This is a genomic window from Kitasatospora kazusensis (genome assembly GCF_039529945.1).
Classification (GTDB): domain Bacteria; phylum Actinomycetota; class Actinomycetes; order Streptomycetales; family Streptomycetaceae; genus Kitasatospora; species Kitasatospora kazusensis.
On record NZ_BAAANT010000039.1, the window covers coordinates 35,401 to 59,386 of the forward strand.

23 protein-coding genes and 1 riboswitch are annotated in these 23,986 nt (G+C 73.5%); of the genes, 12 read left to right on the top strand and 11 right to left on the bottom strand.

Translation table 11 applies throughout. From position 1 onward, the window contains the following. Position 1: 1 nt before the first annotated feature. Entirely contained in the window at positions 2–1,324 is a 1,323-nt protein-coding gene (locus ABD330_RS25745) for a DUF58 domain-containing protein (protein ID WP_344468373.1), read from the top strand. Then, positions 1,321–3,741, top strand: coding sequence for a transglutaminase TgpA family protein (locus ABD330_RS25750; protein WP_344468374.1), 2,421 nt, complete (start codon positions 1,321–1,323; stop codon positions 3,739–3,741). Before ABD330_RS25745 ends, ABD330_RS25750 begins: the two co-directional genes overlap by 4 nt. A 207-nt stretch (positions 3,742–3,948) precedes the next feature. Here the strand turns inward: ABD330_RS25750 and ABD330_RS25755 are convergent, their stop codons facing one another. The 3 genes from ABD330_RS25755 to ABD330_RS25765 form a co-directional block, all read right to left on the bottom strand. Continuing rightward, positions 3,949–4,332 carry a DUF3040 domain-containing protein gene (locus ABD330_RS25755; protein ID WP_344468375.1) on the bottom strand — a complete coding sequence of 128 codons (384 nt, stop codon included), beginning with the start codon at positions 4,330–4,332 and terminating at the stop codon, positions 3,949–3,951. 259 nt (positions 4,333–4,591) lie between these two features. Then, complete coding sequence (locus tag ABD330_RS25760) at positions 4,592–5,344, bottom strand: methyltransferase domain-containing protein (RefSeq protein WP_344468376.1); 753 nt, start codon at positions 5,342–5,344, stop codon at positions 4,592–4,594. A gap of 48 nt (positions 5,345–5,392) precedes the next feature. After that, complete coding sequence (locus ABD330_RS25765; RefSeq protein ID WP_344468377.1) at positions 5,393–5,974, bottom strand: SAV_6107 family HEPN domain-containing protein; 582 nt, start codon at positions 5,972–5,974, stop codon at positions 5,393–5,395. 227 nt (positions 5,975–6,201) lie between these two features. On the opposite strand from ABD330_RS25765, the gene ABD330_RS25770 reads away from it, so the two are divergent. From ABD330_RS25770 to ABD330_RS25780, 3 genes are all read left to right on the top strand, one after another. Further along, positions 6,202–6,801 (top strand): DUF4126 domain-containing protein, encoded by a 600-nt coding sequence (locus ABD330_RS25770; protein ID WP_344468378.1) that lies wholly within the window; start codon positions 6,202–6,204, stop codon positions 6,799–6,801. 264 nt (positions 6,802–7,065) lie between these two features. Next, complete coding sequence (locus ABD330_RS25775; RefSeq protein WP_344468379.1) at positions 7,066–8,502, top strand: phytoene desaturase family protein; 1,437 nt, start codon at positions 7,066–7,068, stop codon at positions 8,500–8,502. Between the two features lie 81 nt (positions 8,503–8,583). Then, entirely contained in the window at positions 8,584–8,859 is a 276-nt protein-coding gene (locus tag ABD330_RS25780; protein ID WP_344468380.1) for a DUF2630 family protein, read from the top strand. 22 nt (positions 8,860–8,881) lie between these two features. Here ABD330_RS25780 and ABD330_RS25785 read toward each other — a convergent pair whose 3' ends face one another. Further along, entirely contained in the window at positions 8,882–9,658 is a 777-nt protein-coding gene (locus tag ABD330_RS25785) for a hypothetical protein (RefSeq protein WP_344468381.1), read from the bottom strand. A gap of 82 nt (positions 9,659–9,740) precedes the next feature. After that, positions 9,741–10,655 (bottom strand): methylenetetrahydrofolate reductase [NAD(P)H], encoded by a 915-nt coding sequence (metF, locus tag ABD330_RS25790; protein WP_344468382.1) that lies wholly within the window; start codon positions 10,653–10,655, stop codon positions 9,741–9,743. A gap of 163 nt (positions 10,656–10,818) precedes the next feature. On the opposite strand from metF, the gene ABD330_RS25795 reads away from it, so the two are divergent. Further along, positions 10,819–11,925 (top strand): polyprenyl synthetase family protein, encoded by a 1,107-nt coding sequence (locus ABD330_RS25795; protein ID WP_344468383.1) that lies wholly within the window; start codon positions 10,819–10,821, stop codon positions 11,923–11,925. 200 nt (positions 11,926–12,125) lie between these two features. Here ABD330_RS25795 and thiE read toward each other — a convergent pair whose 3' ends face one another. The 3 genes from thiE to ABD330_RS25810 form a co-directional block, all read right to left on the bottom strand. Beyond that, entirely contained in the window at positions 12,126–12,773 is a 648-nt protein-coding gene (gene thiE, locus ABD330_RS25800) for a thiamine phosphate synthase (protein ID WP_344468384.1), read from the bottom strand. Continuing rightward, on the bottom strand, positions 12,773–13,138 hold the full coding sequence (locus ABD330_RS25805) for an Rv2175c family DNA-binding protein (RefSeq protein WP_344468385.1): 366 nt from the start codon (positions 13,136–13,138) through the stop codon (positions 12,773–12,775). Before ABD330_RS25805 ends, thiE begins: the two co-directional genes overlap by 1 nt. 70 nt (positions 13,139–13,208) lie before the next feature. Next, the gene (locus tag ABD330_RS25810; protein WP_344468386.1) at positions 13,209–14,411 is read right to left on the bottom strand and encodes an NAD(P)/FAD-dependent oxidoreductase; all 1,203 of its coding nucleotides are present in this window, start codon (positions 14,409–14,411) and stop codon (positions 13,209–13,211) included. Positions 14,412–14,480: 69 nt separating this feature from the next. Next, positions 14,481–14,593: riboswitch (TPP riboswitch) on the top strand. Between ABD330_RS25810 and thiO the strand changes: the two genes are divergently transcribed. From thiO to pknB, 4 genes are all read left to right on the top strand, one after another. Continuing rightward, positions 14,588–15,742 (top strand): glycine oxidase ThiO, encoded by a 1,155-nt coding sequence (gene thiO, locus ABD330_RS25815; RefSeq protein ID WP_344468387.1) that lies wholly within the window; start codon positions 14,588–14,590, stop codon positions 15,740–15,742. Its footprint overlaps the riboswitch before it by 6 nt. Before the next feature lie 20 nt (positions 15,743–15,762). Continuing rightward, positions 15,763–15,963 carry a sulfur carrier protein ThiS gene (thiS, locus tag ABD330_RS25820; RefSeq protein ID WP_344468398.1) on the top strand — a complete coding sequence of 67 codons (201 nt, stop codon included), beginning with the start codon at positions 15,763–15,765 and terminating at the stop codon, positions 15,961–15,963. A 5-nt stretch (positions 15,964–15,968) separates the two neighbouring features. After that, positions 15,969–16,766 carry a thiazole synthase gene (locus ABD330_RS25825; protein WP_344468388.1) on the top strand — a complete coding sequence of 266 codons (798 nt, stop codon included), beginning with the start codon at positions 15,969–15,971 and terminating at the stop codon, positions 16,764–16,766. A 115-nt stretch (positions 16,767–16,881) separates the two neighbouring features. Next, complete coding sequence (gene pknB, locus ABD330_RS25830) at positions 16,882–18,600, top strand: Stk1 family PASTA domain-containing Ser/Thr kinase (protein WP_344468399.1); 1,719 nt, start codon at positions 16,882–16,884, stop codon at positions 18,598–18,600. Between the two features lie 21 nt (positions 18,601–18,621). Here pknB and ABD330_RS25835 read toward each other — a convergent pair whose 3' ends face one another. Next, the gene (locus ABD330_RS25835; protein ID WP_344468389.1) at positions 18,622–19,251 is read right to left on the bottom strand and encodes a molybdopterin-dependent oxidoreductase; all 630 of its coding nucleotides are present in this window, start codon (positions 19,249–19,251) and stop codon (positions 18,622–18,624) included. Positions 19,252–19,453: 202 nt separating this feature from the next. On the opposite strand from ABD330_RS25835, the gene bfr reads away from it, so the two are divergent. Further along, entirely contained in the window at positions 19,454–19,933 is a 480-nt protein-coding gene (gene bfr, locus ABD330_RS25840; RefSeq protein WP_344468390.1) for a bacterioferritin, read from the top strand. Positions 19,934–19,952: 19 nt separating this feature from the next. On the opposite strand, the gene ABD330_RS25845 is transcribed toward bfr, so the two are convergent. Beyond that, positions 19,953–20,198: a (2Fe-2S)-binding protein gene (locus tag ABD330_RS25845; protein ID WP_344468391.1), complete on the bottom strand. Its 246-nt coding sequence runs from the start codon at positions 20,196–20,198 to the stop codon at positions 19,953–19,955. Between the two features lie 134 nt (positions 20,199–20,332). Then, the gene (locus ABD330_RS25850) at positions 20,333–21,682 is read right to left on the bottom strand and encodes a class II 3-deoxy-7-phosphoheptulonate synthase (protein WP_344468392.1); all 1,350 of its coding nucleotides are present in this window, start codon (positions 21,680–21,682) and stop codon (positions 20,333–20,335) included. Positions 21,683–21,996: 314 nt separating this feature from the next. On the opposite strand from ABD330_RS25850, the gene ABD330_RS25855 reads away from it, so the two are divergent. Further along, positions 21,997–23,931, top strand: a complete 1,935-nt coding sequence (locus ABD330_RS25855; protein ID WP_344468393.1) for an anthranilate synthase family protein — start codon at positions 21,997–21,999, stop codon at positions 23,929–23,931. Positions 23,932–23,986 lie beyond the last annotated feature (55 nt).

Below are 23,986 nucleotides of genomic sequence, written 5' to 3' on the forward strand. Positions count from 1 at the left end.
GGTGCCGCAGGCGGACAAGGCGTCAGGTCTGCGGACGGGCCTGCGCGGGCTGACCACCAGGGGCCGGTCCTTCCTGGCCGCCGGGATCACCGCGTCGCTCTGCGCATACGTCTTCGGGCAGGACGCGCTGCTCCAGGTCGGCGTGCTGCTCGCCGCGCTGCCGCTGGCCGCCGCCGCCCTGCTGCTGCGCACCCGCTACCGGGTGGCGGGCGGGCGGCGGCTCACCCCGCACCGGTCGGCCGCCGGCCAGGAGGCCCGGGTGCACCTGCGCCTGGACAACGTCTCCCGCGTCCCCACCGGCCTGCTGCTGCTGGAGGACAAGGTCCCGTACGTGCTCGGGCCGCGTCCGCGGTTCGTGCTGGACCGGGTCGAGCCGCGCGGTTTCCGCGAGGTCTCCTACCGGGTCCGGTCCGACCTGCGCGGCCGCTACCCGCTCGGCCCGCTCCAGCTGCGGGTCGCCGACCCGTTCGGGATGTGCGAGCTGACCCGGGCCTTCAGCGCCTCGGACGTGCTGACCGTCGTCCCGCAGGTGCAGGCGCTGCCGGCCGTCCGGCTGCCGGGCGAGTGGGCCGGGCACGGCGACAGCAACACCCGCACGCTGGCCCTGGCCGGCGACGACGACGTGATCCCGCGCGAGTACCGGCACGGCGACGACCTGCGCCGGGTGCACTGGAAGTCCACCGCCCGCTACGGCGAACTGATGGTCCGCCGCGAGGAGCAGCCGCTCAAGGCCCGCGCCACCGTCCTGCTGGACACCCGCGAGATCGCGCACCGGGGCAGCGGCCCCGCCTCCTCCTTCGAATGGGCCGTCAGCTGCGCCGCCTCCGTCGGCGTGCACCTGATGGAGCGCGGCTACCAGACCCGGCTGCTCACCGACACCGGCTTCGCGGTGCCGGGCCCGGACGGCGGCGGCGTCGGCAGCGTCGCCGAGTCGGCCGGCCTGCTGCTGGACGCGCTGGCCGTGGTCGGGCACTCCGACGGCGGAGGCATCGGCCGCGCCGACGAGGTGCTGCGGCTCGGCGGCGAGGGGCTGCTGGTGGCCGTCCTCGGCTCGCTGGACGACGAGCAGCTGGCCCGGCTCGGGCGGCTGCGCCGCCGGGCGGGCAGCGCGGTGGCCTTCCTGCTGGACACCGCGACCTGGTCCGGGCTGCGCCAGGTGATACCCGACACCCCCGACGACTCGGCCGCCCGGCAGGTGCAGCGGCTCCGCGAGTCGGGCTGGACGGTCCTGCCCGCCAGGGCCGGCGACTCGGTGCCCGCGCTCTGGCGGCTGGCCGACCGCTCCGCCAAGGCCGCCCCCTACCGGAACGAGGCCGGCCAGTGACCACCCGCGCGAAGTTGACGCTCTACTCGGCGCTCGCGACGGCGCTCGCCACCCTCTGCCTGACCCCGCTGGTCATCCCGAGCAACTGGGTCTTCCTCGCCTTCCTGCTGATCGCCGTGACCGCCGGCGCCGGCGCCGGGCTGCGCCGGCTCGCGCTGCCGCGCCTGCTGGTGGTACCGCTCCAGCTGGTGGTGGTCTGCTACGCGCTCCTGCTGACCTCGGTCGGCGGTTCGATGGCGTTCGGGCTGGTGCCCGGCGTCCGGGCGCTCGACCAGGTGAACACCCTGCTGCTCCAGGGCGGCACCGACATCCGGGAGTACGCCATCCCGGCTCCCGCGCACCCCGGCCTCCAGCTGATCCTGGTCTCCGCGGTGACGCTGGTCGCGGTGCTGGTCGACGCGCTCGCGGTGACCTTCCGGCGGGCGGCGGCGGCCGGGCTGCCGCTGCTGGCGATGTACTCGGCGGGCACCGGCCTGTCCGGCGGCAGCGAGGCGTGGCTCTGGTTCCTGTTCGCGGCCTCCGGCTTCCTGCTGCTGCTCTTCGCCGAGGGCCAGGACCGGCTCTCCCGCTGGGGGCGGGTCTTCCACGGGTCGGGCACCCAGGGCTCGCCGAACGCCCTCTCGCACAGCGGGCACCGGATCGGCTTGGTCGCGCTGGTCTGCGCGCTGATCGTGCCGGTCTTCGTCCCGCAGAGCGATCTGGGCCTGCTGGACGGCGGCGTCGGCACCGGCGGCGGGCGCGGCGTCGGCATCACCTCGCTCAACCCGGTGGTCGCCCTGACCGCCAACCTCAACCGGCCGAGCGACATCGAGCTGTTCCGCTACACCACCACCTCGCCCGACGCCGGTGAGATGTACCTGCGGATCGCCGCGCTCGACAGCTTCGACGGCGTCCAGTGGAAGGCCTCCGAACAGCGTCTGCAGTCCGTCCCGGCGCAGCTGCCCGCCCCGGACGGCCTCGGCGAGGGCGTCACCACCGGCCGGGTCGGCACCGACGTCCGGATCTCCGACCAGCTCAGCACCGACTGGCTGCCGCTGCCCTACCCCGCCGAGCACGTGCAGGTCCCGGGCAACTGGCGGTACGAGGCCACCACCCGGGCCCTGATCGGCGACAACGGCCAGAAGACCAACGGCGTGAACTACCACGTCGAGAGCCTGGACCTGCAACCCACCGCGGACCAGCTCCGGCAGGCCGCCGTCCCGTCCGCCGACATCCTGCAGAGGTACACCAAGCTGCCGGCCGACCTGCCGCCGGTGGTCGCCGACACCGCCAGGCGGGTCACCGAGGGCAAGGACACCCCGTACGACCAGGCGGTGGCGCTGCAGAACTGGTTCACCGGCGGCGAGTTCACCTACAAGCTCCAGGTGGACGCCGGGACCGGCAGCGACGCGATCGTCAAGTTCCTCCAGGACAAGACCGGCTTCTGCGTGCACTTCGCGGCGACGATGGCCGCGATGGCCCGCACCCTGGGCATCCCGTCCCGGGTGGCCATCGGCTTCGCACCGGGGGTGGACCAGGGCTCCGGCAGCTTCGTCGAGCGCAGCCAGGACTACCACGCGTGGCCGGAGCTGTACTTCCCCGGCACCGGCTGGCTGCGCTTCGAGCCGACGCCCCGGCGTGGCTCGGTGCCCGCCTACACCCGCGCGGACACCGCGCCGGCGCCGAGCGCCAGCGCCGCACCGACCACCTCCGCGCCGACCGCCGACACCTCGGCCGGGCCGAGCGCGAGCAGCAGCTGCGCCGGTCCCGGGCACCGGGTCCTGGACTGCGGGAACGAGTCGGCGGTGACGGTCGCCGCGCCGCACCGGGCCGCCTGGTGGCTCTCCTGGCAGGCGCTGGCCGCCTTCGCGACCGTCCTGCTGCTGCTCGCCCTGCTGACCGCGCCGATGCTCTGGCGGGCCCGGCTGCGCCGCCGCAGGCTCGGGGCCGGGCGGCACCTGCCGGGCGCGCGGGCCGGTGGGGCCGGCACCGCGGGCGAGCTGGGCGACGCACAGGTGCTGGCCGCCTGGGAGGAGCTGATCGACAGTGCCTGGGACCTGGGCATCCCCCCGGACGAGGCCGGCACCCCGCGCCTGACGGCCCGGCGGCTCGCCGAGACCGGGCAGCTGGACGCCACCGCCGCCGCCGCGGCGGGCCGGGTGGCGCTGGCCACCGAGCAGGTGCTGTACGCCCGCGAGCCGCTCCCGCACCCGCCGCTGGGTCCGGACGTCCGGACCGCCACCGACGGCCTGCGTGCCGCCGCCGGGCGGCGCGGACGGGCCCGCGCGGTGCTGCTGCCGGCCTCCTCGGTACGGGTCTGGTGGCGGACGGCCGACCGGGTGATGACCTTCCGGGAGAACCTCCGCGCCCGGGCCGCCCGGACCGGCGGCGCGCTGCGGGCCCGGCTCCGGCGGCCGGGGCGGTCGGACCGGCCGTGAGCCGCTGACGGCAACGGGTCAACGGGTCAACGGGTCAGGAACGGGTGAGGGCGGACAGTCGGTGACTGTCCGCCCTCGTGTTCGTCGACCTCGTCGGTCCGGCACGTCCGACGTGTCGGTCCGTCCTGTGGTGGATGCGGCAGGTGCAGTGGATGCAGTGGATGTCGTGAGCGTGATGTCGCAGTGGATTCCGCGCCGGTCGCCCGGTCAGATACCGTCCTGCTCGTCGCGACGCCGCTGCCAGCGTTGCTCCATGCGATCCATCACACCGGCCTTGCGGCGCGGAGGCGGAGTCACCTTGGGACCCGCTCCATGCCCGACCGGGCCGCGCCTCCAGCCGGTGACGGCGAGGACCGCGCAGCCCAGCATCACCAGGAACCCGACGACACTCACCCAGATCTGCTGAGCGACCATGCCCCCCATCAGGAGAGCAATACCCACCACGAACCCTGCGGCGGCCTGGTAGACCCTCCGACGGGTGTAGGTGCGCAGCCCGGTTCCCTCAAGCGCTGACGCGAACTTGGGATCTTCGGCGTACAGCGCTCGCTCCATCTGCTCGAGCAGTCGCTGCTCGTGCTCCGAGAGCGGCACGGAATCCTCCTACTCGTCGGTCGCGGGGCGACCGGTCCGCCACCCCTGGCCCGGTCCTGTGTGGTCCATATGCCCCATGCGTCTGGCTGTCATGCTTTCCGGCTTTACCCAGATCATACGGTCCTCCGGCGCGGTTGGGGGTGGTCGAGCTCACGTGGCCCGGGCCACGTCCGCGCGGTGTCCCGCACGGTTCCCAACGCCGCAGGACCGGTACAAGTGCCCGGGTGGGTGGAATCTTCCGGAGCGGGGGCTCCGCCGGTCAGCCGAGCGAGCCGAGCAGGTGCAGCTGGGTGGCCACGGCGTGGAAGGCCGGCTGCTCGGCGGCGGCCTGCTCCAGCTTGAGCAGCGCCTCCATCGCGCCGGGCTCGGTGTCCACCAGGACACCCGGGACGAGGTCGGCGAAGACCCGGACGCCGTGGACCGACTCGACCCGCAGGCCGGCCGCCCGGGCCAGGCCGTCGAGCTCCTCGGCGGTGAAGCGCCGGGGCATCGGGTCGTTGCCGCCCCAGCGCCCGTCGGGGGCGTCCAGGACGGCGCGGGCCTCGTTGAAGTGGCCGGCCAGCGCGCGGGCCAGCACGGCGCCGTTGCGGTTGGCGGCGAGCAGGCTGAGCAGACCGCCCTGGCGCAGCGTCCCGGTGAGGCTGGCGAGCGCCTCCGCCGGGTCGTCGACCATCTCCAGCACCCCGTGGCAGAGCACGGCGTCCACAGTGGCCGGCCGGACCACGTCCGGCAGGGTCTGGGTGTCGCCCTGGACGGCGCGCACCAGGTCGGTGACACCGGCCTCGGCGGCCCGGCGCTCCAGCGCGAACAGCGCGTCGGGGCTCGGGTCGACCACCGTCACCCGGTGGCCGAGCCGGGCCACCGGCACCGCGAAGTTACCGGTGCCGCCGCCCGTGTCCAGCACGTCCAGCACCGGCTGGTCCAACTCGACGGCCCGCTTCTCCAGGGCCGTCCGTACCACCTCCCACACCACGGCGGTACGCAGGGCACTGCGGGGACGTGTCGGGTACAAGGCGGGAGCTCCTCGGCACAGGGGTTCGCTGAACAATCTCCCCACACCTTAGACCGCGCGTGCATCCTGTTGAGCGGTGTCCAGGGGTAACGGCTGGGCCGGCGGCTGGGGGTGGAGGCCGAGCAGGCGCTGGACGATGCGCAGGTAGAGCGCGGTGTTGCGGATCAGGTCGTCGGCGTCCCGCGTGCTCGCGGCGCTGCGGATGCCCGCTTCGGCGGCCGCCCGGCGGCGCGCGCCCGCCGCGAAGTAGACGGCCCACTCGGAGAGTTCGGGGGCCACCTCGGGCAGCAGGTCCCAGGCGCTGCGGATCGCGTGCCGACGGCGCGGGTTCTTCTCCGGACGCCCCCGGACGGCCAGCACCGCGGCCGTGGTGCGCAGTGCGGCCAGGTGGGCGGTGGCGTACCGCTGGAGCGGGTCGTCGTACTGGCGGGCCTGGATGAGCGTGGTGTGGGCGTGCCGCAGCAGGTCGAGGGCGGCGGGCGGCGCGGAGGCCCGGAGCAGGACCGGGTGGACGTCGGCACCCCGGCCGGGTGCGGGTGCGGGCACGGGTGCCGGCACGAGTGCGGGGGTGGGGGTGGGTGCGGGCACGGCTGGGCGGCGGCTGACGGTCTCAGGGTGACTGATGGTCATGGAATCCCCCGGTCCGAAGCGGGCAGGACGGGCCTGGTGACCCGTACTCCTCCATCGTGAACCGCGCCACTGACAATCCGTTGACGATCCGTGCCCTGTTCCGTCACACCGGTCACATCAGTCACACCGGCCACCCCCGGACAGCCTGCGCCGCCGGGTGGCGCCCCGGGTACGGTGTGGCCCGACCGTCCGGGGTTCGGGCGGCAGGTTCGGAGGGGAGCTCGTCCGTGGGTATCGTCCCGTTGATCTTCACCAGTGGCTGGGCGAGCGGCGTCAACGCCTACGCCGTGGTGCTGCTGCTCGGTCTGCTCGGCCGCTTCGACGGGGCCCACGCGGTGCCGCCCGCGCTGGAGCGTACCGACGTGCTGATCGTCGCGGCCGTGCTGTTCCTGTGCGAGGCGGTCGCCGACAAGATCCCGTACGTGGACACCGTCTGGGACGCCGTGCACACCGTGATCCGCCCGATCGCGGGCGCGACGGTGGCCGCACTGCTGGCGGGCCAGCACCCCGGCTCGCTCGGCCAGGTCGCCGCCGGAGCGCTGGGCGGTACGACGGCACTGGTCAGCCACTGCATCAAGGCCTCCTTGCGGATGGCGGTCAACACCTCCCCCGAACCCGCCTCGAACATCCTGCTCAGCATCGCCGAGGACCTCTCGGTGGCCGCCCTGGTGACGCTGGCGATCTTCCACCCCTGGGCCGCCGCGTCGATCGCCTCGACACTCCTGGTCGTCGGCCTGGTCCTGGTCTGGTTCGCCGTCACCCGGATCCGGCGTTTCCTCCGCAACCGCCGCAGCCGCCGGGCCGCAAGGCGCTTGCAGCCGGCTTGACGCACCCGGGCAACCCCAGCAGGGTCGCGGGGAACTGCGCGCGCAACCGTGCACCACCGTGGAGCCTGGCCGCGCAGTTCCCCGCGCCCCTGGGGGAGCCCCGTCCTGAACGGTCAGCTACACCCCTGGCCGCGCAGCGGAACCGCACCCGCCCGAGCAACCCCAGCAGGGTCGCGTGGGGGCACCTGGGAGGAGGTGCCCGGCCGGGCCGTGAACGCAGGCTGCGACCCGGAGGGGAACCGAGCTGCGCCTAAGATCTGTCGAATGGCGCAGATCGTGATCATCGGAGCGGGAATGAGCGGCCTGGCCGCCGCCTCGCGGCTGGCCACCCTCGGGCACCGGGTGACGGTCTGCGAAGCGAGCGGCACGTACGGCGGACAGGTCGGCCGGTACGAGCGGGACGGCTTCGCGTTCGACACCGGGCCGACCCTGCTCACGCTGCCCGCCGTCTACCGCGACCTGGCGCTCAAGACCGGCCGGGAGCCGCTGGAGGAGCTGGTCGGGCTCGGCCCGGTCGAGCCGGAGAGCCGGCACCTGTTCCCGGACGGGACGGACCTGGTGCTGCCCAACGCCTCCCGGGGCGGGGTCGGGCAGGCGCTGGACGCCGCTTTCGGTGCGGGGTCGGGCGAGCGCTGGGGCGAGGTGACCAACCGGGCCCGCGCGGTCTGGGAGGCCACCCGGCGCCCGCTCCTGGAGGAGCCGCTCCCGGAGGATCCCGAGCCGCTGTTCCGGGACCCGTACCCGGCTCCGCCGCGCCGGGGCCTGGCCAGGCTGTCCCGGCGCACCCGCACGCTGGCCGACGTGGCCGAACGCGAGCTCGGCGGGCACCCGGGGCTGACCGCCCTGCTCCAGGAGCACGCGCTGCGCTTCGGCCTCGACCCGCGCGAGGCCCCGGCGGGGGCGACGGTGCTGCCGTACATGGAGCAGTCCTTCGGCGTCTGGTACGTCCAGGGCGGCATGCGGGCACTGGCCGACGCGGTCCACCGGCGGTGCGGGCAGCGCGGGGTGGAGTTCCGCTTCGACACCCCCGTCACCGAGGTGCTGACCGAGGGCGGCCGGGCCTGCGGGGTCGTCGCGGGCGGTGAGCGCCTGCCGGCCGACCTGGTGCTCTCCTGCACGCAGGACCTCGCGGGGCTCGCGGGTCACGCCGCCGCCGCGCGCGAACCGGCCTGGGGCCGGTTCAGTGTCCTGCTGGCCCTGCGCGGCACCCGCCCGGCCGGGACGCCGGTGCGCACGGTGGTGCACGCCCACGACAACGCCCGCGAGCTCGACGCGCTCACCGACCACCCCGATCTGCCCCGGCACCCGACCGTCCAGATCCACCGCCCCGACGACCCGTCCCTCGTCCCGGACTCCGGGCACGAGGCGGTCACCCTCACCGTCACCGTCCCGACCTGGGACGAACTCGCGGAACTGGCACCGGACTTCGACGCCTACGCCGACCACCTGCTGGACCACCTGGCCGGTGCCGGCCTCGACCTGCGGGAGCGGATCGCCTGGCGCGAGCTGCTGACCCCGGACGTCCTCGGCCCGCACACGCCCCCGTCCCTCGCCGGAGCCGGCGGCCGGTTCCTCGCCCCGCCCGGCCGCTCCCCGCTGCCCGGCCTGCACCTGATCGGCGCCACCGTCCACCCGGGCGGCGGCCTGGCCCGCGCGGGCATGTCGGCCTCCATCACCGCCACCGGGATCGGACCGGCCTGACCCCTCCCGCATGCGCGGGGCCTGCGCGAGGCCGAGGATGAGCGGTGAGCGGTAGCTTCACCCACCGCACGGGAGGACGGCATGTCCGAATTCCAGCAACGCAGCCGGCAGAGCACCGACGCCGACATCCTGGCGGAGATCAACACCATGGTCGAAGCCGAGCGGACCCTGCGGGACCGGCTCGCCTCCGGCCAGGCGGAGGCCGACCAGGCCCAGAAGGACCTGGCGGCCCTGGAGGTCAGGATCGACCAGTCCTGGGACCTGCTGCGCCAGCGCCGGGCCCGCTCCGAGTTCGGCGACAACCCCGACGAGGCCAGGCTCCGCCCCGCCGCGCAGGTCGAGGCCTACGACTCCTGACCGCGATTGCTGACCGCGCGGCTCAGTGCTGCTGCTGGCCCCAGGGCTGGTAGCCGTAGGCGGGCTGCTCGGCCACCACGTGCTGCCCGTAGGGATCCTGGTACTGCTGCCGGCCGTACGGGTCCTGGTACTCGGGCTGCTGCTGCGGCTGCCCGTACGGGTCCTGGTACTGGGGCTGCTGCGTGCCGTACGACTGGTCGTAGCCGTAGACCGGCTGCTGCTGCGGCTGCTGCCACTGCTGCTGGTCGGCGTACTGCTCCTGGTACTGGGGCTGCTGGTAACCGGGCTGGTAGTACTGCTCGGGCTGCTGCTGGTGCTGCTGCTCGTAGTAGGCGGGGGCGGGGTCCTCGGTGTAGACGCCGTCCTCGGGCGCGAGCTCCTGCATCCGGTCGAACTCGAACGGGACGGGCGCCTCCTCGGGCTCCACCGGGCCGACCTCACCGACCGGCTCGACCGCCGCCTCGGCGGCCACCGCCGCCCCGCCCGTGGCGGCCGCGAGCAGCGGCACCCGGGCGAGCGGGCCGGGGAGGCTGCCGTCCGGGCCGCGCAGCGACCAGTGGCCGGCCCGGCCCTTCTTGACGGCGAGGGTGACGAAGACCTGTCCGGTGGCGAACGCGGCGGCGCCCGCCCCGATCACCGGCACCGAGTTGACCGCCATCCCGGCGACCACGCAGAGGAACCCGGCCAGCGCCAGGGCCCGCCAGTGCAGCGGCGCGCGGTGCTGGAGGAGCAGCTCGGCGGTCAGCCAGAGCGCGACCACCGCCAGTGCGGCATACAGCAGCAGGTACCCGATGCCCATGATGCCTCCAGTCACGTACCCGCGCGTGTGCGGCGACTGTACAGGCTCGGTGCCCCGGGACTCACATCTTCGCGGGTAACGGTCAGCGCTGGTGCAGGCCCAGGTTCTGGTAGATCTCCAGCGTCGCGGTGGAGTGGTTGAGGGTGATGAAGTGCAGGCCGGGAGCACCCTCGGCGAGCAGCCGCTCGGACATCGCGGTGGCGTGCTCGATGCCCACCGCGCGCAGCGCCTCGGAGTCCTCGGCGACCGCGCGCAGGCGCCGCTCCAGCTCGGCGGGGAAGGGCGAGCCGCTGAGCTGCGGGAAGCGTTCCAGCTGCTTGGCGTTGGTGACCGGCATGATCTCCGGGATGATCGGGACCTCGCAGCCGGCCGCCGCGACCCGGTCGCGCAGCCGGAGGTAGTCCTCGACCTCGAAGAACATCTGGGTGATCGCGTAGTCCGCGCCCGCCCGGCACTTGGCGACGAAGTGCCGGATGTCCTCGTCCCAGCTGTCCGAGCGCGGGTGCATCTGCGGGAAGGCGGCCACGCCGACGCAGAAGTCCCCGATGCCGCGGATCAGCTCGACCAGCTCGTACGCGTACGTCACACCCTGCGGGTGGCGGACCCACTCGCCGCGCGGGTCACCGGGCGGGTCCCCCCGGACGGCGAGGACGTTGCGCACGCCCTGGTCCGCGTACTGGCCGATGATGTTGCGCAGCTCGGCGATCGAGTGGTCGACGGCGGTGAGGTGCGCGACGGGTGTGAGCGTGGTCTCGGTGGCGATCCGGCCGACCAGGTCGACGGTACGGCCGCGCGAGGAGCCGCCGGCGCCGTACGTCATGCAGACGAAGTTGGGGTCGAGCGACTCCACCCGGCGGATCGCGTCCCAGAGTCTGGTCTCGCCGACCTCGGTGCGCGGGGGCATGAACTCGAAGGAGAACGAGCGGTCCCCGGCCGCCAGCAGCTCTCGCACGGTCTGCGCGTGGTCGGTTCTGGTGGAGGGGATCCCGAGTGCCATGCTGGCAGGTTAGCCGGATCCGCGAATCCGGTGGCAGTCGAGGTCCACCCAATGAGACGGCCCGGCCCGTTCGGGCTAATCCCCGGGCACAGGTGCTTGGTAGAGGCACTGACGACCGTCCCGTTACGCTGGCATTTCCACCCCAGCGAACCGGAGTCCCATCGTGCCCACGCCCAACGGTCGGCCGGCCGGCCCCATAGACGTGGAGGCCGTCCGCGAGCGCGTCAACGCGGCCCTCGCCGAGTTCATGGACGGGCAGTCCGTACTGCTCGCCAAGATCTCGCCGCAGCTGGTCCCCGCGGCCGACGCACTGCGCGAGTTCCTGCTCGACGGTGGCAAGCGGCTGCGCCCGGCCTTCTGCTACTGGGGCTGGCGCGGAGCCGGCGGCAGCGCCGACAGCGAGGGCATCACGCACGCGGCGGCGGCGCTGGAGCTGCTCCAGGCGAGCGCGCTCGTCCACGACGACCTGATGGACCGCAGCGACACCCGGCGCGGCCTGCCCTCGGTGCACCGCCGGTTCGAGGCGCTGCACCGCGACAGCGGCTGGCGCGGCGACCGCGAGCAGTACGGCGCCTCGGCGGCCGTCCTGCTCGGCGACCTGCTGCTGATCTGGTGCGACGAGCTCTTCATCCGCTCGGGCCTGCCCTCCGCGCGGGTGCTGGCGGCGAAGCCCGCCTTCGACCTGATGCGGACGGAGGTGATGGTCGGCCAGTACCTGGACGTCCTGGAGCCGGTCGCCGGGGACTCCGCCGACGAAGGGGCGCTGCAGCGGGCCCGAACGGTGCTGCACTACAAGTCGGCGAAGTACACCATCGAACGCCCGCTCCAGGTCGGCGCCCTGCTGGCCGGGGCCGACCCCGAGCTGGTCGCGGCGTACTCCGCGTTCGGGCTGCCGCTGGGCGAGGCGTTCCAGCTCCGCGACGACCTGCTGGGGGTCTTCGGCGACCCGGCCGTCACGGGCAAGCCCGCCGGGGACGACCTGCGCGAGGGCAAGCGGACCCTGCTGGTCGCCCACGCGATGCGCGGCCTGAGCCGCGCCGACGCCCGCCACCTGGACGAACGCCTCGGCGCGGCCGACCTGACGGCCGAGGAGATCCCCGTCCTGCGGACGCTGGTCGAACGCAGCGGCGCGGCGGACCTGGTCGAGCAGCGGATCGACGAACTGATGCGGGATGCGCTGGCCGCGCTGGAGGCGGCCCCCCTGGCGGACCCGCAGGCCCGCACCGTCCTCCTCGCCCTCGCCGAGGCGGCAACCGTCCGCAAATACTGAGACGCGGGCCCTCAGGGCGCTGGCTCACCGTTCAGGACAGGGTTCCCCCAAGGGGCGCGGGGAACTGCGCGACCAGGGCACGACGTAGGTGCACGGTTGCGCGCGCAGTTCCCCGCGCCCCTGTTGTGGTTGCCCAAGTGCGTACGGTTCCGCTGCGCCGCCGCGGTGGTTACCGTGAGCTCGACGGTTTCCGCGGGCCGCTAGGCCGCTTCGCGGAGGCGACGGGCCAGTTCCGCCGCCGCCGCGCCGGGATCGGCTGCCGCGGTGACGGCCCGGACGACGACGACCCTGCGGGCGCCGGCTGCGAGGACCTCGTCCAGGTTGGTGAGGTCGATGCCGCCGATCGCGAACCACGGGCGGTCCGTGGTCTGCTGCGCCGCGTACGAGACCAACCCGAGTCCGGGGGCGTGGCGGCCGGGCTTGGTCGGGGTGGGCCAGACCGGGCCGGTGCAGAAGTAGTCCACGCCGGGCTCGGCGACCGCCGCGTCGACCTCCGACTCGGCGTGGCAGGAGCGGCCGATCACGACGCCCTCGCCGAGGATCGCGCGGGCCGCCGGGACGGGCAGGTCGTCCTGGCCCAGGTGCAGCACCTGGGGGCGGGCCGCGTGGGCGACGTCCGCGCGGTCGTTGACCGAGAAGAGCTTGCCGTGCCGGCGGGCGGCGTCGGCGAAGACCTCCAGGTACTCCAGCTCCTGCCGGGCCTCCAGGCCCTTGTCGCGGAGCTGGACGATGTCCACGCCGCCGGCCAGCACCGCGTCCAGGAACTCGGGCAGGTCGCCCTGCTCGCGCCGGGCGTCGGTGCACAGGTAGAGCCGGGCGTCGGCCAGTGCGGTCCGCGCGTCCGTCATCAGAGCAGCTCCGCCTGGGCCCGGCGCTTCACCTCGGTGCCGCGGTTCTCGACCAGGGCCTGGATCGGGCTGCCGGGCAGCGTCGGGTCCTCGGTGAAGAGCCACTCCAGGATTTCCTCGTCGGTCATCTTGGCGTCGCGCAGCAGCGTCATGGTGCCGGAGAGGTGCTTGACCAGGCCGGGGCCGTCGATGAAGGGGGCCGGGACCTGGAGGGACTTGTTGGGGCCGCGTCGGACAGCGATCAGCTGCCCGGACTTCACCATGTCGCGGACCTCGGTGACGGGGACACCCCACTGCTCGGAGATGTCGGGCAGGTACAACCATGCCGGGACAAGGGATTCAATCTTCGACTCGATCTCGCTCACAGGCACCAGACTGCCACCTCCCGGCACCTCGGCGCTAAACGGCTCCACCGTGGGCCCCGGCGGACGGGACCTAGGCGACCGCTGCCTTGAGCTGCACGTCGGGATCGGCCGCGAGCGCACGGTCCAGCGCCGCACCGGCGGCGATCAGCTTGCGGCCCTGGTTGAGGTCGCGCGGACGGTCCACCGTCAGCATCCCGACCAGTCGGCCCTCGCGCAGCCAGAGGACCGACCAGGACGGCTCGGCGGCCGACCCGCGCCGGACCACCTCGTCCGCACCGGCGTGCCGGCCGGCGTACTGGACCATCCGCCCGAACTGCTCCGACCAGAAGTACGGCACCGGGTCGTACGGCTCCCCCGCGCCGAGGATCGAGGCGGCCGCCGCCCGGCCGGACTGCAGCGCGTGGTCCCAGTGCTGGACGGTGAGCCGCAGGCCCGAGCGGGCCGAGGGGTAGGAGACGCAGTCGCCGACGGCCCAGACGCCCGGGGCGCCGGTGCGCAGCCGGTCGTCGACGAGCACCGCGCCGGCCGCGTCGAGCGGGACGGCGCTGCCGGCCAGCCAACGGGTGGCGGGGCGGGCGCCGATGCCGACCACCACCTCGTCGGCGGGTACCCGGGAGCCGTCGGCGAGCAGCACGGCGTCCGGCTCGACGGCCGCCACCGCGACCCCGCAGCGCAGCTCGGCCCCGGCCTGCGCGTACCAGTCGGCCATCAGCAGGCCGATCTCGGCGGGCAGCGCGCCCGCCAGCGGCCCGGGGCCGGCCTCGATCACCGTCACCTCGCAGCCCAGCTGCCGGGCCACCGTCGCCGTCTCGGCGCCGATCCAGCCCGCGCCGACCAGGGCGATCCGGGCGCCGGGCACCAGCCGGGCCCGCAGCGCGAGCGCGTCGTCGACCGTCCGCAACACGTGGGTGCCCAGTACCCCCGGCAGCGGGACGGCGGCCGCGCCGGTGGCGATCACCAGCCCGCCGTACGGGAGTTCGCCCGCGTCGGTGTGCAGCACGCCGGGCTCGACGCCGGTGGCGCGGCGGCCGGGGAGCAGCTCGACGCCGTAGTGGTCCCAGTCGATGTCGAGGGCGGTCGAGTCCCGCTTGCCGAGCAGCACGTCCTTGGAGAGCGGCGGCCGGTCGTACGGGAGGTGCGGCTCCTCGCCGACCAGGGCGATCCGCCCCTGCCAACCGCCCTGCCGGAGCGCGAGCACGCACTGCGCGCCCGCCATGCCGGCCCCGACCACTACCACCCGTTCCGTACCCGTCAGCTCAGCCACGCCCGACACCCTATCCAGGGGCGTCCACCCTTCGTACGTGTCTTCGGTGGAACGGACACCCGGCGTTATGGTGGGGGGCACCCTCATCACGGGAGCCCGGCGTACCGGGCTGAGAGGCGGGCTGACACGGCCTGCGACCGTCCGAACCTGATCCGGGTCATTCCGGCGAAGGGAGAATCCTGACTGTGGCACGCACGAAGACACCCGACGTCCTGGTGGTCGGCGGCGGCATCATCGGCCTCGGCGTCGCCTGGCGCACCGCGCAGCGCGGGCTGGACGTCACGGTGGTCGACCCGGCCCCCGGCGGCGGCGCCGCCCAGGTCGCGGCGGGGATGCTGGCACCGGTGACCGAGCTCCAGTACGGCGAGGAGCCGCTGCTGCGGCTCGGGATGGCCTCGAACGAGCGGTACGCGGCCTTCACCGCCGAGCTGAGCGAGGCGACCGGACTGGACACCGGCTACCGGCGGACGGGCACGCTCGCCGTCGCGCTGGACGCCGACGACCGGGAGGAGCTCCGCGAGCTGCACGGCTTCCACCAGCGGCTCGGCCTGACCTCGCACTGGCTGACCGGCCGGGAGTGCCGGAAGCTGGAGCCGATGCTCGCGCCGGGCGTGCGCGGCGGGCTGCACGTGACGGACGATCACCAGGTGGACGGGCGCCGCCTGGCCGCCGCCCTGGTCGAGGCCTGCTCCCGCGCCGGGGTGCGGCTGCACCGGGCCTCGGCCGCCGAACTGCTCGTCACCGGCGGGCGGGCGAGCGGGGTCCGGCTGGACGACGGCGAGCAGGTGGCCGCCGAGCAGGTCGTGCTCGCCGCCGGACCGTACAGCCACCTGCTGCCAGGTCTGCCGGAGGGCGTGCTGCCCGCGATCCGCCCGGTCAAGGGGCAGATCCTGCGGCTGCGGATCCCGCGGCCGTACGCACCGTTCCTCTCCCGCAACGTCCGCGCCGTGGTGCGCGGTCAGCACGTCTACCTGGTGCCGCGCGCCGACGGCGAGTTGGTGATCGGGGCCACCAGCGAGGAGCAGGGGTACGACACCACCGTGACGGCGGGCGGCGTGTACGAGCTGCTGCGCGACGCCCACGAACTCGTGCCGGGCCTGACCGAACTCCCGCTGGTCGAGACCGCCGCCGGGCTGCGGCCGGGCTCCCCGGACAACGCCCCGCTGCTCGGACCGACCGCACTGCCCGGGCTGGTCGCCGCGACCGGCCACTACCGCAACGGCGTGCTGCTCACGCCGGTGACGGCGGATCTGCTCGCCGAACACCTGGCGACGGGCACCGTGCCCGCGCTCGCCGCCCCCTTCTCCCCCAGCCGCTTCACGACGAAGGCCGCCGCATGAACGAGACCTCACTCACCGCCATCGCGCTCACCGTCAACGGCGAGCCCCGCGAGGTGTCCCCCGAGACCACGCTCGCCGAGGTGGTCGCGACGCTGAGCCCGTCCCCGTCCGGCGTGGCGGCGGCGCTGAACGAGGCCGTGGTGCCGCGCAGCGCCTGGTCCGCGACCGGGCTGCGCGCGGGCGACCGGGTGGAGATCCTCACCGCCGTCCAGGGAGGCTGAGCGCCGTGGCGGACGACCTGCTGACCATCGCCGGCACCACCTTCGGCTCACGCCTGATCATGGGCACCGGCGGCGCGCCGAGCCTGGAGATCCTGGAGCAGGCGCTGCGCGTCTCGGGCACCGAGCTGACCACCGTCGCGATGCGCCGGGTGAACACGGCCACCCAGGGGTCCGTCCTGGACGTGCTGACCCGCAACGGCATCCGGATCCTGCCGAACACCGCCGGGTGCTACACCGCCGGGGAGGCCGTGCTGACGGCCCGGCTGGCCCGCGAGGCGCTCGGCACCGACTGGGTGAAGCTGGAGGTCATCGCGGACGAGCGGACCCTGCTACCCGACCCGATCGAGCTGCTGGACGCCGCCGAGACGCTGGTGGACGACGGCTTCACCGTCCTCCCGTACACCAACGACGACCCGGTGCTGGCCCGGAAGCTGGAGGACGTCGGCTGCGCGGCGATCATGCCGCTGGGCTCGCCGATCGGCTCGGGGCTCGGCATCCGCAACCCGCACAACTTCCAGCTGATCGTGGAGAGCGCCGGCGTCCCGGTGATCCTGGACGCCGGTGCGGGCACCGCCTCCGACGTGGCGCTCGCGATGGAGCTCGGCTGCTCGGCCGTGATGCTGGCCTCCGCGGTCACCCGCGCCCAGGACCCGGTGCTGATGGCCGACGCGATGCGGCACGCCGCCGAGGCCGGCCGGCTCGCCTTCCGGGCCGGCCGCATCCCGCGCCGCTTCCACGCCGAGGCCTCCTCCGCGATGGCGGGCCGCGCCGACCTCGACCACCGCGAACGCCCCGCCTTCTGACCCGGACCCGCCCCCAGCGGGCCCTGCCCGGGCGGAGCCCACGTCGCAGGGCTGTCACAACCCCGCGCCGCCCGGGCGGCCCCGGACCGGCCGCCCCTAGACTCTCCTGGTGGACATGACGCTGCGCGACCCGCTGATCGGTACCCTGCTGGACGGCCGGTACCGGGTGGAGCAGCACGTGGCGACCGGCGGCATGGCGACGGTCTACCGCGGCACCGACACCCGCCTGGACCGGGTGCTCGCGCTGAAGGTGATGCACCCGGCGCTCGCTGCGGACCGCGAGTTCACCGAGCGCTTCATCCGGGAGGCCAAGGCCGTCGCCCGGCTCGCCCACCCCAACGTGGTGAACGTCTTCGACCAGGGCGCCGACGGGCAGAGCGTCTTCCTGGCGATGGAGTACGTCCCCGGCCGCACCCTGCGCGACGTCCTGCAGGACCGGGGCGCGCTGAGCGTCCGGGCCGCGCTGGACATCCTGGAGCCGGTGCTGGCCGCCCTCGGCGCGGCCCACCGGGCCGGGCTGGTGCACCGGGACGTCAAGCCGGAGAACGTGCTGATCACCGACAACGGCCTGGTCAAGGTCGCCGACTTCGGTTTGGTCCGGCTGCTCTCGGGGGCGGACGGCACCGCGACGACCACCACCTCGGCGGGCACCGTGCTCGGCACCGCCTCCTACCTCGCACCGGAGCAGATCCGCCAGGACGGCCCGACCGACCAGCGGGTGGACGTCTACGCGGCGGGCATCCTGCTGTACGAGATGCTCACCGGCAGCAAGCCGCACACCGGGGACAGCCCGATGCAGGTGCTCTACCAGCACCTGAACGTGGACGTGCCGCCGCCCTCGCGGGTCGCCCCGGCCGTCGGCCCGGAGCTGGACGCGATAGTCGCCACCGCGACCGCCCGCGACCCGCAGGCCCGCCCGTACGACGCGGTCGAGCTGCTCGCGGCCCTCCAGCGGGCCCGGCGCGCGCTCACCCCGGCCCGGTTGGACGCCGAGCCGCCCGCCTCCGCCCGGCCGACCCCGCAGTACCCGACGGGTGAGGTCACCTCGCTGCTCGCGCCGCTGGAGCGGACGAGCGTGCTGGAGGTCCCGCCGCCGCTGCTGCACACCCGGCCGTTCGACGAGCCCGCGCCCGTCCGGGCCCGGGGGCCGCGCCGCTCGCGCCGGCCGCTGATCTGGGGGTCGGTGGTCGCCGCCCTGCTGGTGCTGGTCGGCGGGGCGACGTACTTCCTGTCCGGCGCGCTCTACGCGACGGTGCCGAGCGTGCTGGGGCAGTCCCAGGCGCAGGCGGTGGGCACGCTGAACGGCGCCGGGCTGCAGGGCGTGTTCGGCCAGCAGTTCAGCGAGACCGTGCCGAGCGGCCAGGTGCTGGCGACCGACCCGGCGGTGGGGCAGCGGATGCGCCGGAGCGACCCGGTGAAGGTCACCCTCTCCAAGGGCCCGGAGCGGATCGCCGTGCCCGACGTGGTCGGGCAGCCGCTCGCCCAGGCCCAGCAGGCGCTGACCGGCGCCCGGCTGACCCCGGGCACGACGACGGAGGAGTTCAGCGACACCGTCCCCGCCGGTTCGGTCGTCGGCGTCACCCCCGCCGTGGGGCAGCAGCTCAAGGTGGACGCACCCGTGTCCCTGGTGGTCAGCAAGGGCATGGTCCCGGTGCCGAACGTGGTGGGGCTGAGCCAGGACGACGCGGCCAAGGCGCTGAGCAAGGCGGGCTTCAAGTCGAAGAGCACCGGGCTCAACCTGTTCGGCACGGCCAAGGTGTCCGGCCAGACCCCGCCGGCCGGCCAGCCGCGCCCGCAGGGCACCGTGGTGACCGTCAACTTCGGACTGTTCTAGCCCACCCCCCCGGGCGGGGGTTCAGCGCAACGGCCCGTCGCCGGGCTCCTCCTGGTACGAGTAGCGCTGCTCCGACCAGGGGTCGGCGCGGTTGTGGTAGCCGCGCTCCTCCCAGAAGCCCCGGCGGTCGGCCCGCATGTACTCGACCGCGCGCACCCACTTGGGGCCCTTCCACGCGTACAGCTGCGGAACCACCAGCCGGACGGGGAAGCCGTGCTCGACGGTGAGCGGTTCGTCGTTGTGGTGGGTGGCGAAGACCGTACCGGCGGCGGCGAAGTCGGCGAGGCTCAGGTTGGAGCTGTAGCCGTACTCGGCCCAGACCATCACATGGGTGACGTTGTCGGCGGGCGGCACCCGGTCGAGGACGGTCGCCGCCGCCACCCCGCTCCACTCGTTGCCGAGCATCGAGAACCGGGTGACGCAGTGGAGGTCGCCTCGCACGGTGACCGTCGGCAGGGCGCGGAACTCTTCGAAGTCCCAGCTGTGCTTCTCGGCCGAGGCGGTCGCCCCGAAGACCTGGAAGTCCCAGGTCAGCGGCTTGAAGCGGGGTACCGGACCGTAGTGCAGCACCGGCCAGCCGCGTTGCGGGCGCTGGCCCGGGGGGAGCCTCGGGTCAGGCGGCGGGAGCTGTTCTTGTTCGGACCGACCCATGGCTCCATGGTGACAGACAGCGGGCTTCACGCCGCGCGCGCCCCTGTTCCGCACCCCCTTCACCACGCATAAATCCGCCAAATCGGATATTCCGACACATGTTCCACTAAGTGTGGACTTACTGGAATTGCCACCCCTCGGGGTGCCACGATGCGCTCAGCCGTGGTTACGCGTGTGACGCAAGAGTCAGGAAGGCACCGCCATGAAGGGCGACACCGAGGTCATCGAGTTCCTCAACGAGCAGCTCACCGCAGAGCTGACGGCGATCAACCAGTACTTCCTGCACGCCAAGATGCAGGAGAACTTCGGCTGGACGAAGCTCGCCAAGTACACCCGCCACGAGTCCTTCGACGAGATGAAGCACGCCGAGATCCTGACCGACCGGATCCTCTTCCTGGACGGCCTGCCCAACTACCAGCGGCTCTTCCACGTCCGGATCGGCCAGACCGTCAAGGAGATGTTCGAGGCCGACCGCCAGGTCGAGGTCGAGGCCATCGACCGGCTGCGGCGCGGGATCGTGGTGATGCGGGCCAAGAACGACGTCACCTCGGCCAACATCTTCGAATCGATCCTGGCGGACGAGGAGCACCACATCGACTACCTCGACACCCAGCTGGAACTGCTGGAGAAGCTCGGCGAGCCGCTGTACCTCGCCCAGCTGATCGAGCAGCCGGAGAGCTGAGCGCCCGCGCGGCGCAGGATCAGGCGGCGACCGGCTCAGCGAGGCCGGTCTGCGGCTCCGCCGACCCGAGCCGGGCGGCGAGCCTGGCTGTCGGGCACGGGCGGGCCCCGTGCTCACCCAGCAGGGCCTGGATCCGCCGGACGCACGAGCCGCAGTCGGTACCGGCCTTGCAGCCCTGGGCGATCCGGCGCGGGGTGTCGGCGCCGTCGGCTATCTGCTGCTTGACCTGGGCCTCGGTGACCGCATGGCACATGCACACGTACATCGCGGGATCTCCCAGGACTCGTCCGGCTCGTTCAGTAGCTAAGCCTAACCTTACTGAACGACCGGGCCACGAAGAAGCCCCTCCGGCCTCGGACATCCCGAGACCGGAGGGGCCTTCGTCACATTGCGATCAGGTCAGTGACCGCGGTACATCTCCGCCACCAGGAACGCCAGGTCGAGCGACTGGCTGCGGTTGAGCCGCGGGTCGCAGGCCGTCTCGTAGCGCTGGTGCAGGTCGTCGACCAGCACCTCGTCGCCGCCGCCGACGCACTCGGTGACGTCGTCGCCGGTCAGCTCCACGTGGATGCCGCCCGGGTGGGTGCCGAGGGCGCGGTGCACCTCGAAGAAGCCCTTGACCTCGTCGAGCACATCGTCGAAGCTGCGGGTCTTGTGCCCGCTGGACGCCTCGAAGGTGTTGCCGTGCATCGGGTCGCAGATCCAGACCGGCTGGGCACCGGAGGCCGTGACCTTCTCCACCAGCGCCGGGAGGTGGTCGCGGACCTTGCCCGCACCCATCCGGGTGATGAAGGTGAGCCGGCCGGGCTCGCGCTCCGGGTCGAGCCGCTCGATCAGGGTGAGCGCGTCCTCGACCGTGGTGGTCGGGCCGAGCTTCACACCGATCGGGTTGCGGATCTTGGACGCGAACTCGATGTGCGCGCCGTCCAGCTGGCGGGTCCGCTCGCCGATCCAGACCATGTGGCCCGAGACGTCGTAGAGGTCGCCCGTCCGCGAGTCCACCCGGGTCAGCGCGGTCTCGTAGTCGAGCACCAGCGCCTCGTGCGAGCTGTAGAACTCGACCGTGCGGAACTCCTCCGGCGCGACACCGCAGGCCTGCATGAAGGCCAGCGCGTTGTCGATCTCCCGGGCGAGCTTCTCGTACCGCTGCCCGGAGGGCGAGTTGCGCACGAAGTCCTGGTTCCAGGCGTGCACCTGGCGCAGGTCGGCGTAACCACCGGTGGTGAAGGCGCGCACCAGGTTGAGCGTCGCGGCGGATGCGTTGTACATCTGCTTGAGGCGCTCGGGGTTCGGGATCCGGGACTCGGGGGTGAAGTCGAAACCGTTCACCGAGTCGCCGCGGTAGACCGGGAGGGTGACCCCGTCCCGGGTCTCGGTCGACTTGGAGCGCGGCTTGGAGTACTGCCCGGCGATCCGGCCGACCTTGACCACCGGCACGGAGGCGGCGTACGTCAGTACGGCCGCCATCTGCAGCAGGGTCTTCAGCTTGTTGCGGATCTGCTCGGCGGAGACGCCGTCGAAGGCCTCGGCGCAGTCACCGCCCTGGAGCAGGAAGGCCTCGCCGCGCGCGACGGCACCGAGCCGGGCACGCAGCTGGTCGCACTCGCCTGCGAAGACGAGCGGCGGATACGAGGCGAGGTCCGCAAGGGACTTGCGCAGCGCCTCAGGATCCGGCCATTCAGGCTGCTGCGCCGCGGGCAGGGACTGCCAGGAATGGCCTGTCCGAGATGTCTCAGTTGTCAGCGTCACGGGATCAAGGCTACGGGGTCCCACAACTGTTTTGTTATCGCCGCCCGATTGATGAGACAAGCTTTGGACAAAGCCGTGTTCTGCTTCACCTCGAATTCCCATCGGCTACGCTCATGCCCATGAACGCGCCCCACACCCTCTGCTGGTGGTGGACCATCCCCGAGGTGGCCCACTGATCGCGCGTCCCTGGACGACACGACGGCCGCCCCTCGGGGCGGCCGTCGGCGTATCCAACGCAGGCAGGCGCCCCCGCGGGAGCGGCCCGGTAGCACCATCCGCCGGACTTCTCGGACTTCTCGGAAGGAAGCCATCCCGTGACCAGCACAGCCGCTCTGCTCGCCCGCCTGACCGCCCCCGGTGCCCCGGCCTTCGCCCTGCTGCACCGCCGCGCACCGCGCCTGGCCCCTGACACCGTCGAGGTCCTGGTCGGCACGGCCGGCTCGTACGAGACGCTCGCCGACCTGCCCGTCCGCTCCGGTGTCCCCGGCAGCGGACCGCGCCACGACCTGCTCGCCCTCGTCCCGTACCGGCAGATCCGCGAACGCGGATTCGACGCGCACGACGACGGCACCCCGCTGCAGGCCCTCTCGGTGGAGGAGCAGTACGCCTTCCCGCTCGCCGAGCTGCTGCCGGAACTGCCCCGGCTGCCCGTCTCGCTCTCGGACGGGTCCTTCGACATCGACGACGCCGAGTACGCCGGGATCGTGCGCCGGGTGATCCGGGACGAGATCGGGGGCGGCGAGGGCGCGAACTTCGTGATCCGCCGCGACTTCAGGGCGCAGCTGGACGACTTCTCCCCGGAGCTCGCCCTCTCGCTCTTCCGCCGGCTGCTGGAGCAGGAGCGCGGCGCGTACTGGACCTTCCTGGTGCACACGGGCGAAAGGATTCTGGTCGGCGCCTCGCCCGAGGTCCACGTCCGGCAGAGCGGCGGCACGGTGGTGATGAACCCGATCTCCGGGACGTACCGCTACCCGGCCGGCGGCGCCACCATCGACTCGCTGCTCGACTTCCTGCACGACCCCAAGGAGCTGGAGGAGCTCACCATGGTGGTCGACGAGGAACTCAAGATGATGTGCACCGTCGGCGACCTCGGCGGCCAGGTGCTCGGCCCGCGCCTGAAGGAGATGTCCCACCTCGCGCACACCGAGTACGAGCTGCGCGGGCGCACCTCACTGGACGTCCGGGAGGTGCTCAAGGAGACCATGTTCGCGGCCACCGTCACCGGCAGCCCGGTGCAGAACGCCACCCGGGTGATCAAGCGGTACGAGCCCACCGGTCGCGGCTACTACTCCGGCGCACTCGCCCTGATCGGCCGCTCGGCCAGCGGCGGGCAGCTGCTCGACTCGCCGATCTGCATCCGCACCGTCGACATCGACCCCGCCGACGGGCGGCTGGTCGTCCGGGTCGGCGCCACCCTCGTCCGGCACTCCGATCCGGAGTCCGAGGTCGCCGAGACGCACGCCAAGGCGGCCGGGGTGCTCACCGCGATCGGCGCCCGGCCGGCCCGGACGGCGGCGGACGGCCGGACGGGCGGGCCCCGGCTGGCCGACGACCACCGGGTGCAGACCGCGCTGGAAGCCCGGCGGGCCGATCTCGCGCCGTTCTGGCTCCGGATGCAGCAGCCCGCCCCGGCCGCCGAGCTGGACACCCTGGTGGTGGACGGCGAGGACACCTTCACCTCGATGCTCGCCCACCTGCTCACCTCGCTCGGGCACCGGGTGAGCGTCCTGCGCTTCGACACCCCGGGGCTGCGGGAGACCGTCGCCGCCCACCGGGGGCCGCTGGTGCTCGGCCCCGGCCCGGGCGACCCGGCGGACCTCACCGACCCGAAGATGGGCCTGCTGCGCCCGATCGTCGCCGAGGCGCTGGCGGCCGTCCGCAGCGGGACGCGGACCGCGCCGCTGCTGGCCGTCTGCCTGAGCCACCAGCTGCTCGCCGCCGAACTCGGCCTCGCGCTCGGCCGCAAGGCCGTCCCCTACCAGGGCGCCCAGGAGAGCATCGACCTGTTCGGTACGCGGCACACCGTGGGCTTCTACAACACGTTCACGGCCCGCTGCTCCGACGGCGACGCGGACCGGCTGGCCGGCGCGGGCGTCGAGGTGGCCCGGGACAGCCGGACGGGCGACGTGCACGCGCTGCGCGGCCCGGGCTTCGCCGGTCTCCAGTTCCACCCGGAGTCGGTGCTGACCCGCGAGGGTGTCCGGATCGTCGCCGACCTGCTGCGCGCGCCGAGCGGCGTCATCGGCTGAGGGGGGAACGGCAAGGGCGCGGGGGACGTGCGACCTGGCTCCTGCCGGAGCCAGG

Excerpts from the sequence above, each read along its gene's own strand:
- ABD330_RS25765 (WP_344468377.1), bottom strand. The coding sequence starts at position 5,974 with ATGACCATCAGTCACCCTGAGACCGTCAGCCGCCGCCCAGCCGTGCCC.
- ABD330_RS25775 (WP_344468379.1), top strand. The coding sequence starts at position 7,066 with ATGGCGCAGATCGTGATCATCGGAGCGGGAATGAGCGGCCTGGCCGCC.
- ABD330_RS25780 (WP_344468380.1), top strand. The coding sequence starts at position 8,584 with ATGTCCGAATTCCAGCAACGCAGCCGGCAGAGCACCGACGCCGACATC.
- ABD330_RS25785 (WP_344468381.1), bottom strand. The coding sequence starts at position 9,658 with ATGGGCATCGGGTACCTGCTGCTGTATGCCGCACTGGCGGTGGTCGCG.
- metF (WP_344468382.1), bottom strand. The coding sequence starts at position 10,655 with ATGGCACTCGGGATCCCCTCCACCAGAACCGACCACGCGCAGACCGTG.
- thiE (WP_344468384.1), bottom strand. The coding sequence starts at position 12,773 with ATGACGGACGCGCGGACCGCACTGGCCGACGCCCGGCTCTACCTGTGC.
- pknB (WP_344468399.1), top strand. The coding sequence starts at position 16,882 with ATGACGCTGCGCGACCCGCTGATCGGTACCCTGCTGGACGGCCGGTAC.
- ABD330_RS25835 (WP_344468389.1), bottom strand. The coding sequence starts at position 19,251 with ATGGGTCGGTCCGAACAAGAACAGCTCCCGCCGCCTGACCCGAGGCTC.
- bfr (WP_344468390.1), top strand. The coding sequence starts at position 19,454 with ATGAAGGGCGACACCGAGGTCATCGAGTTCCTCAACGAGCAGCTCACC.
- ABD330_RS25845 (WP_344468391.1), bottom strand. The coding sequence starts at position 20,198 with ATGTACGTGTGCATGTGCCATGCGGTCACCGAGGCCCAGGTCAAGCAG.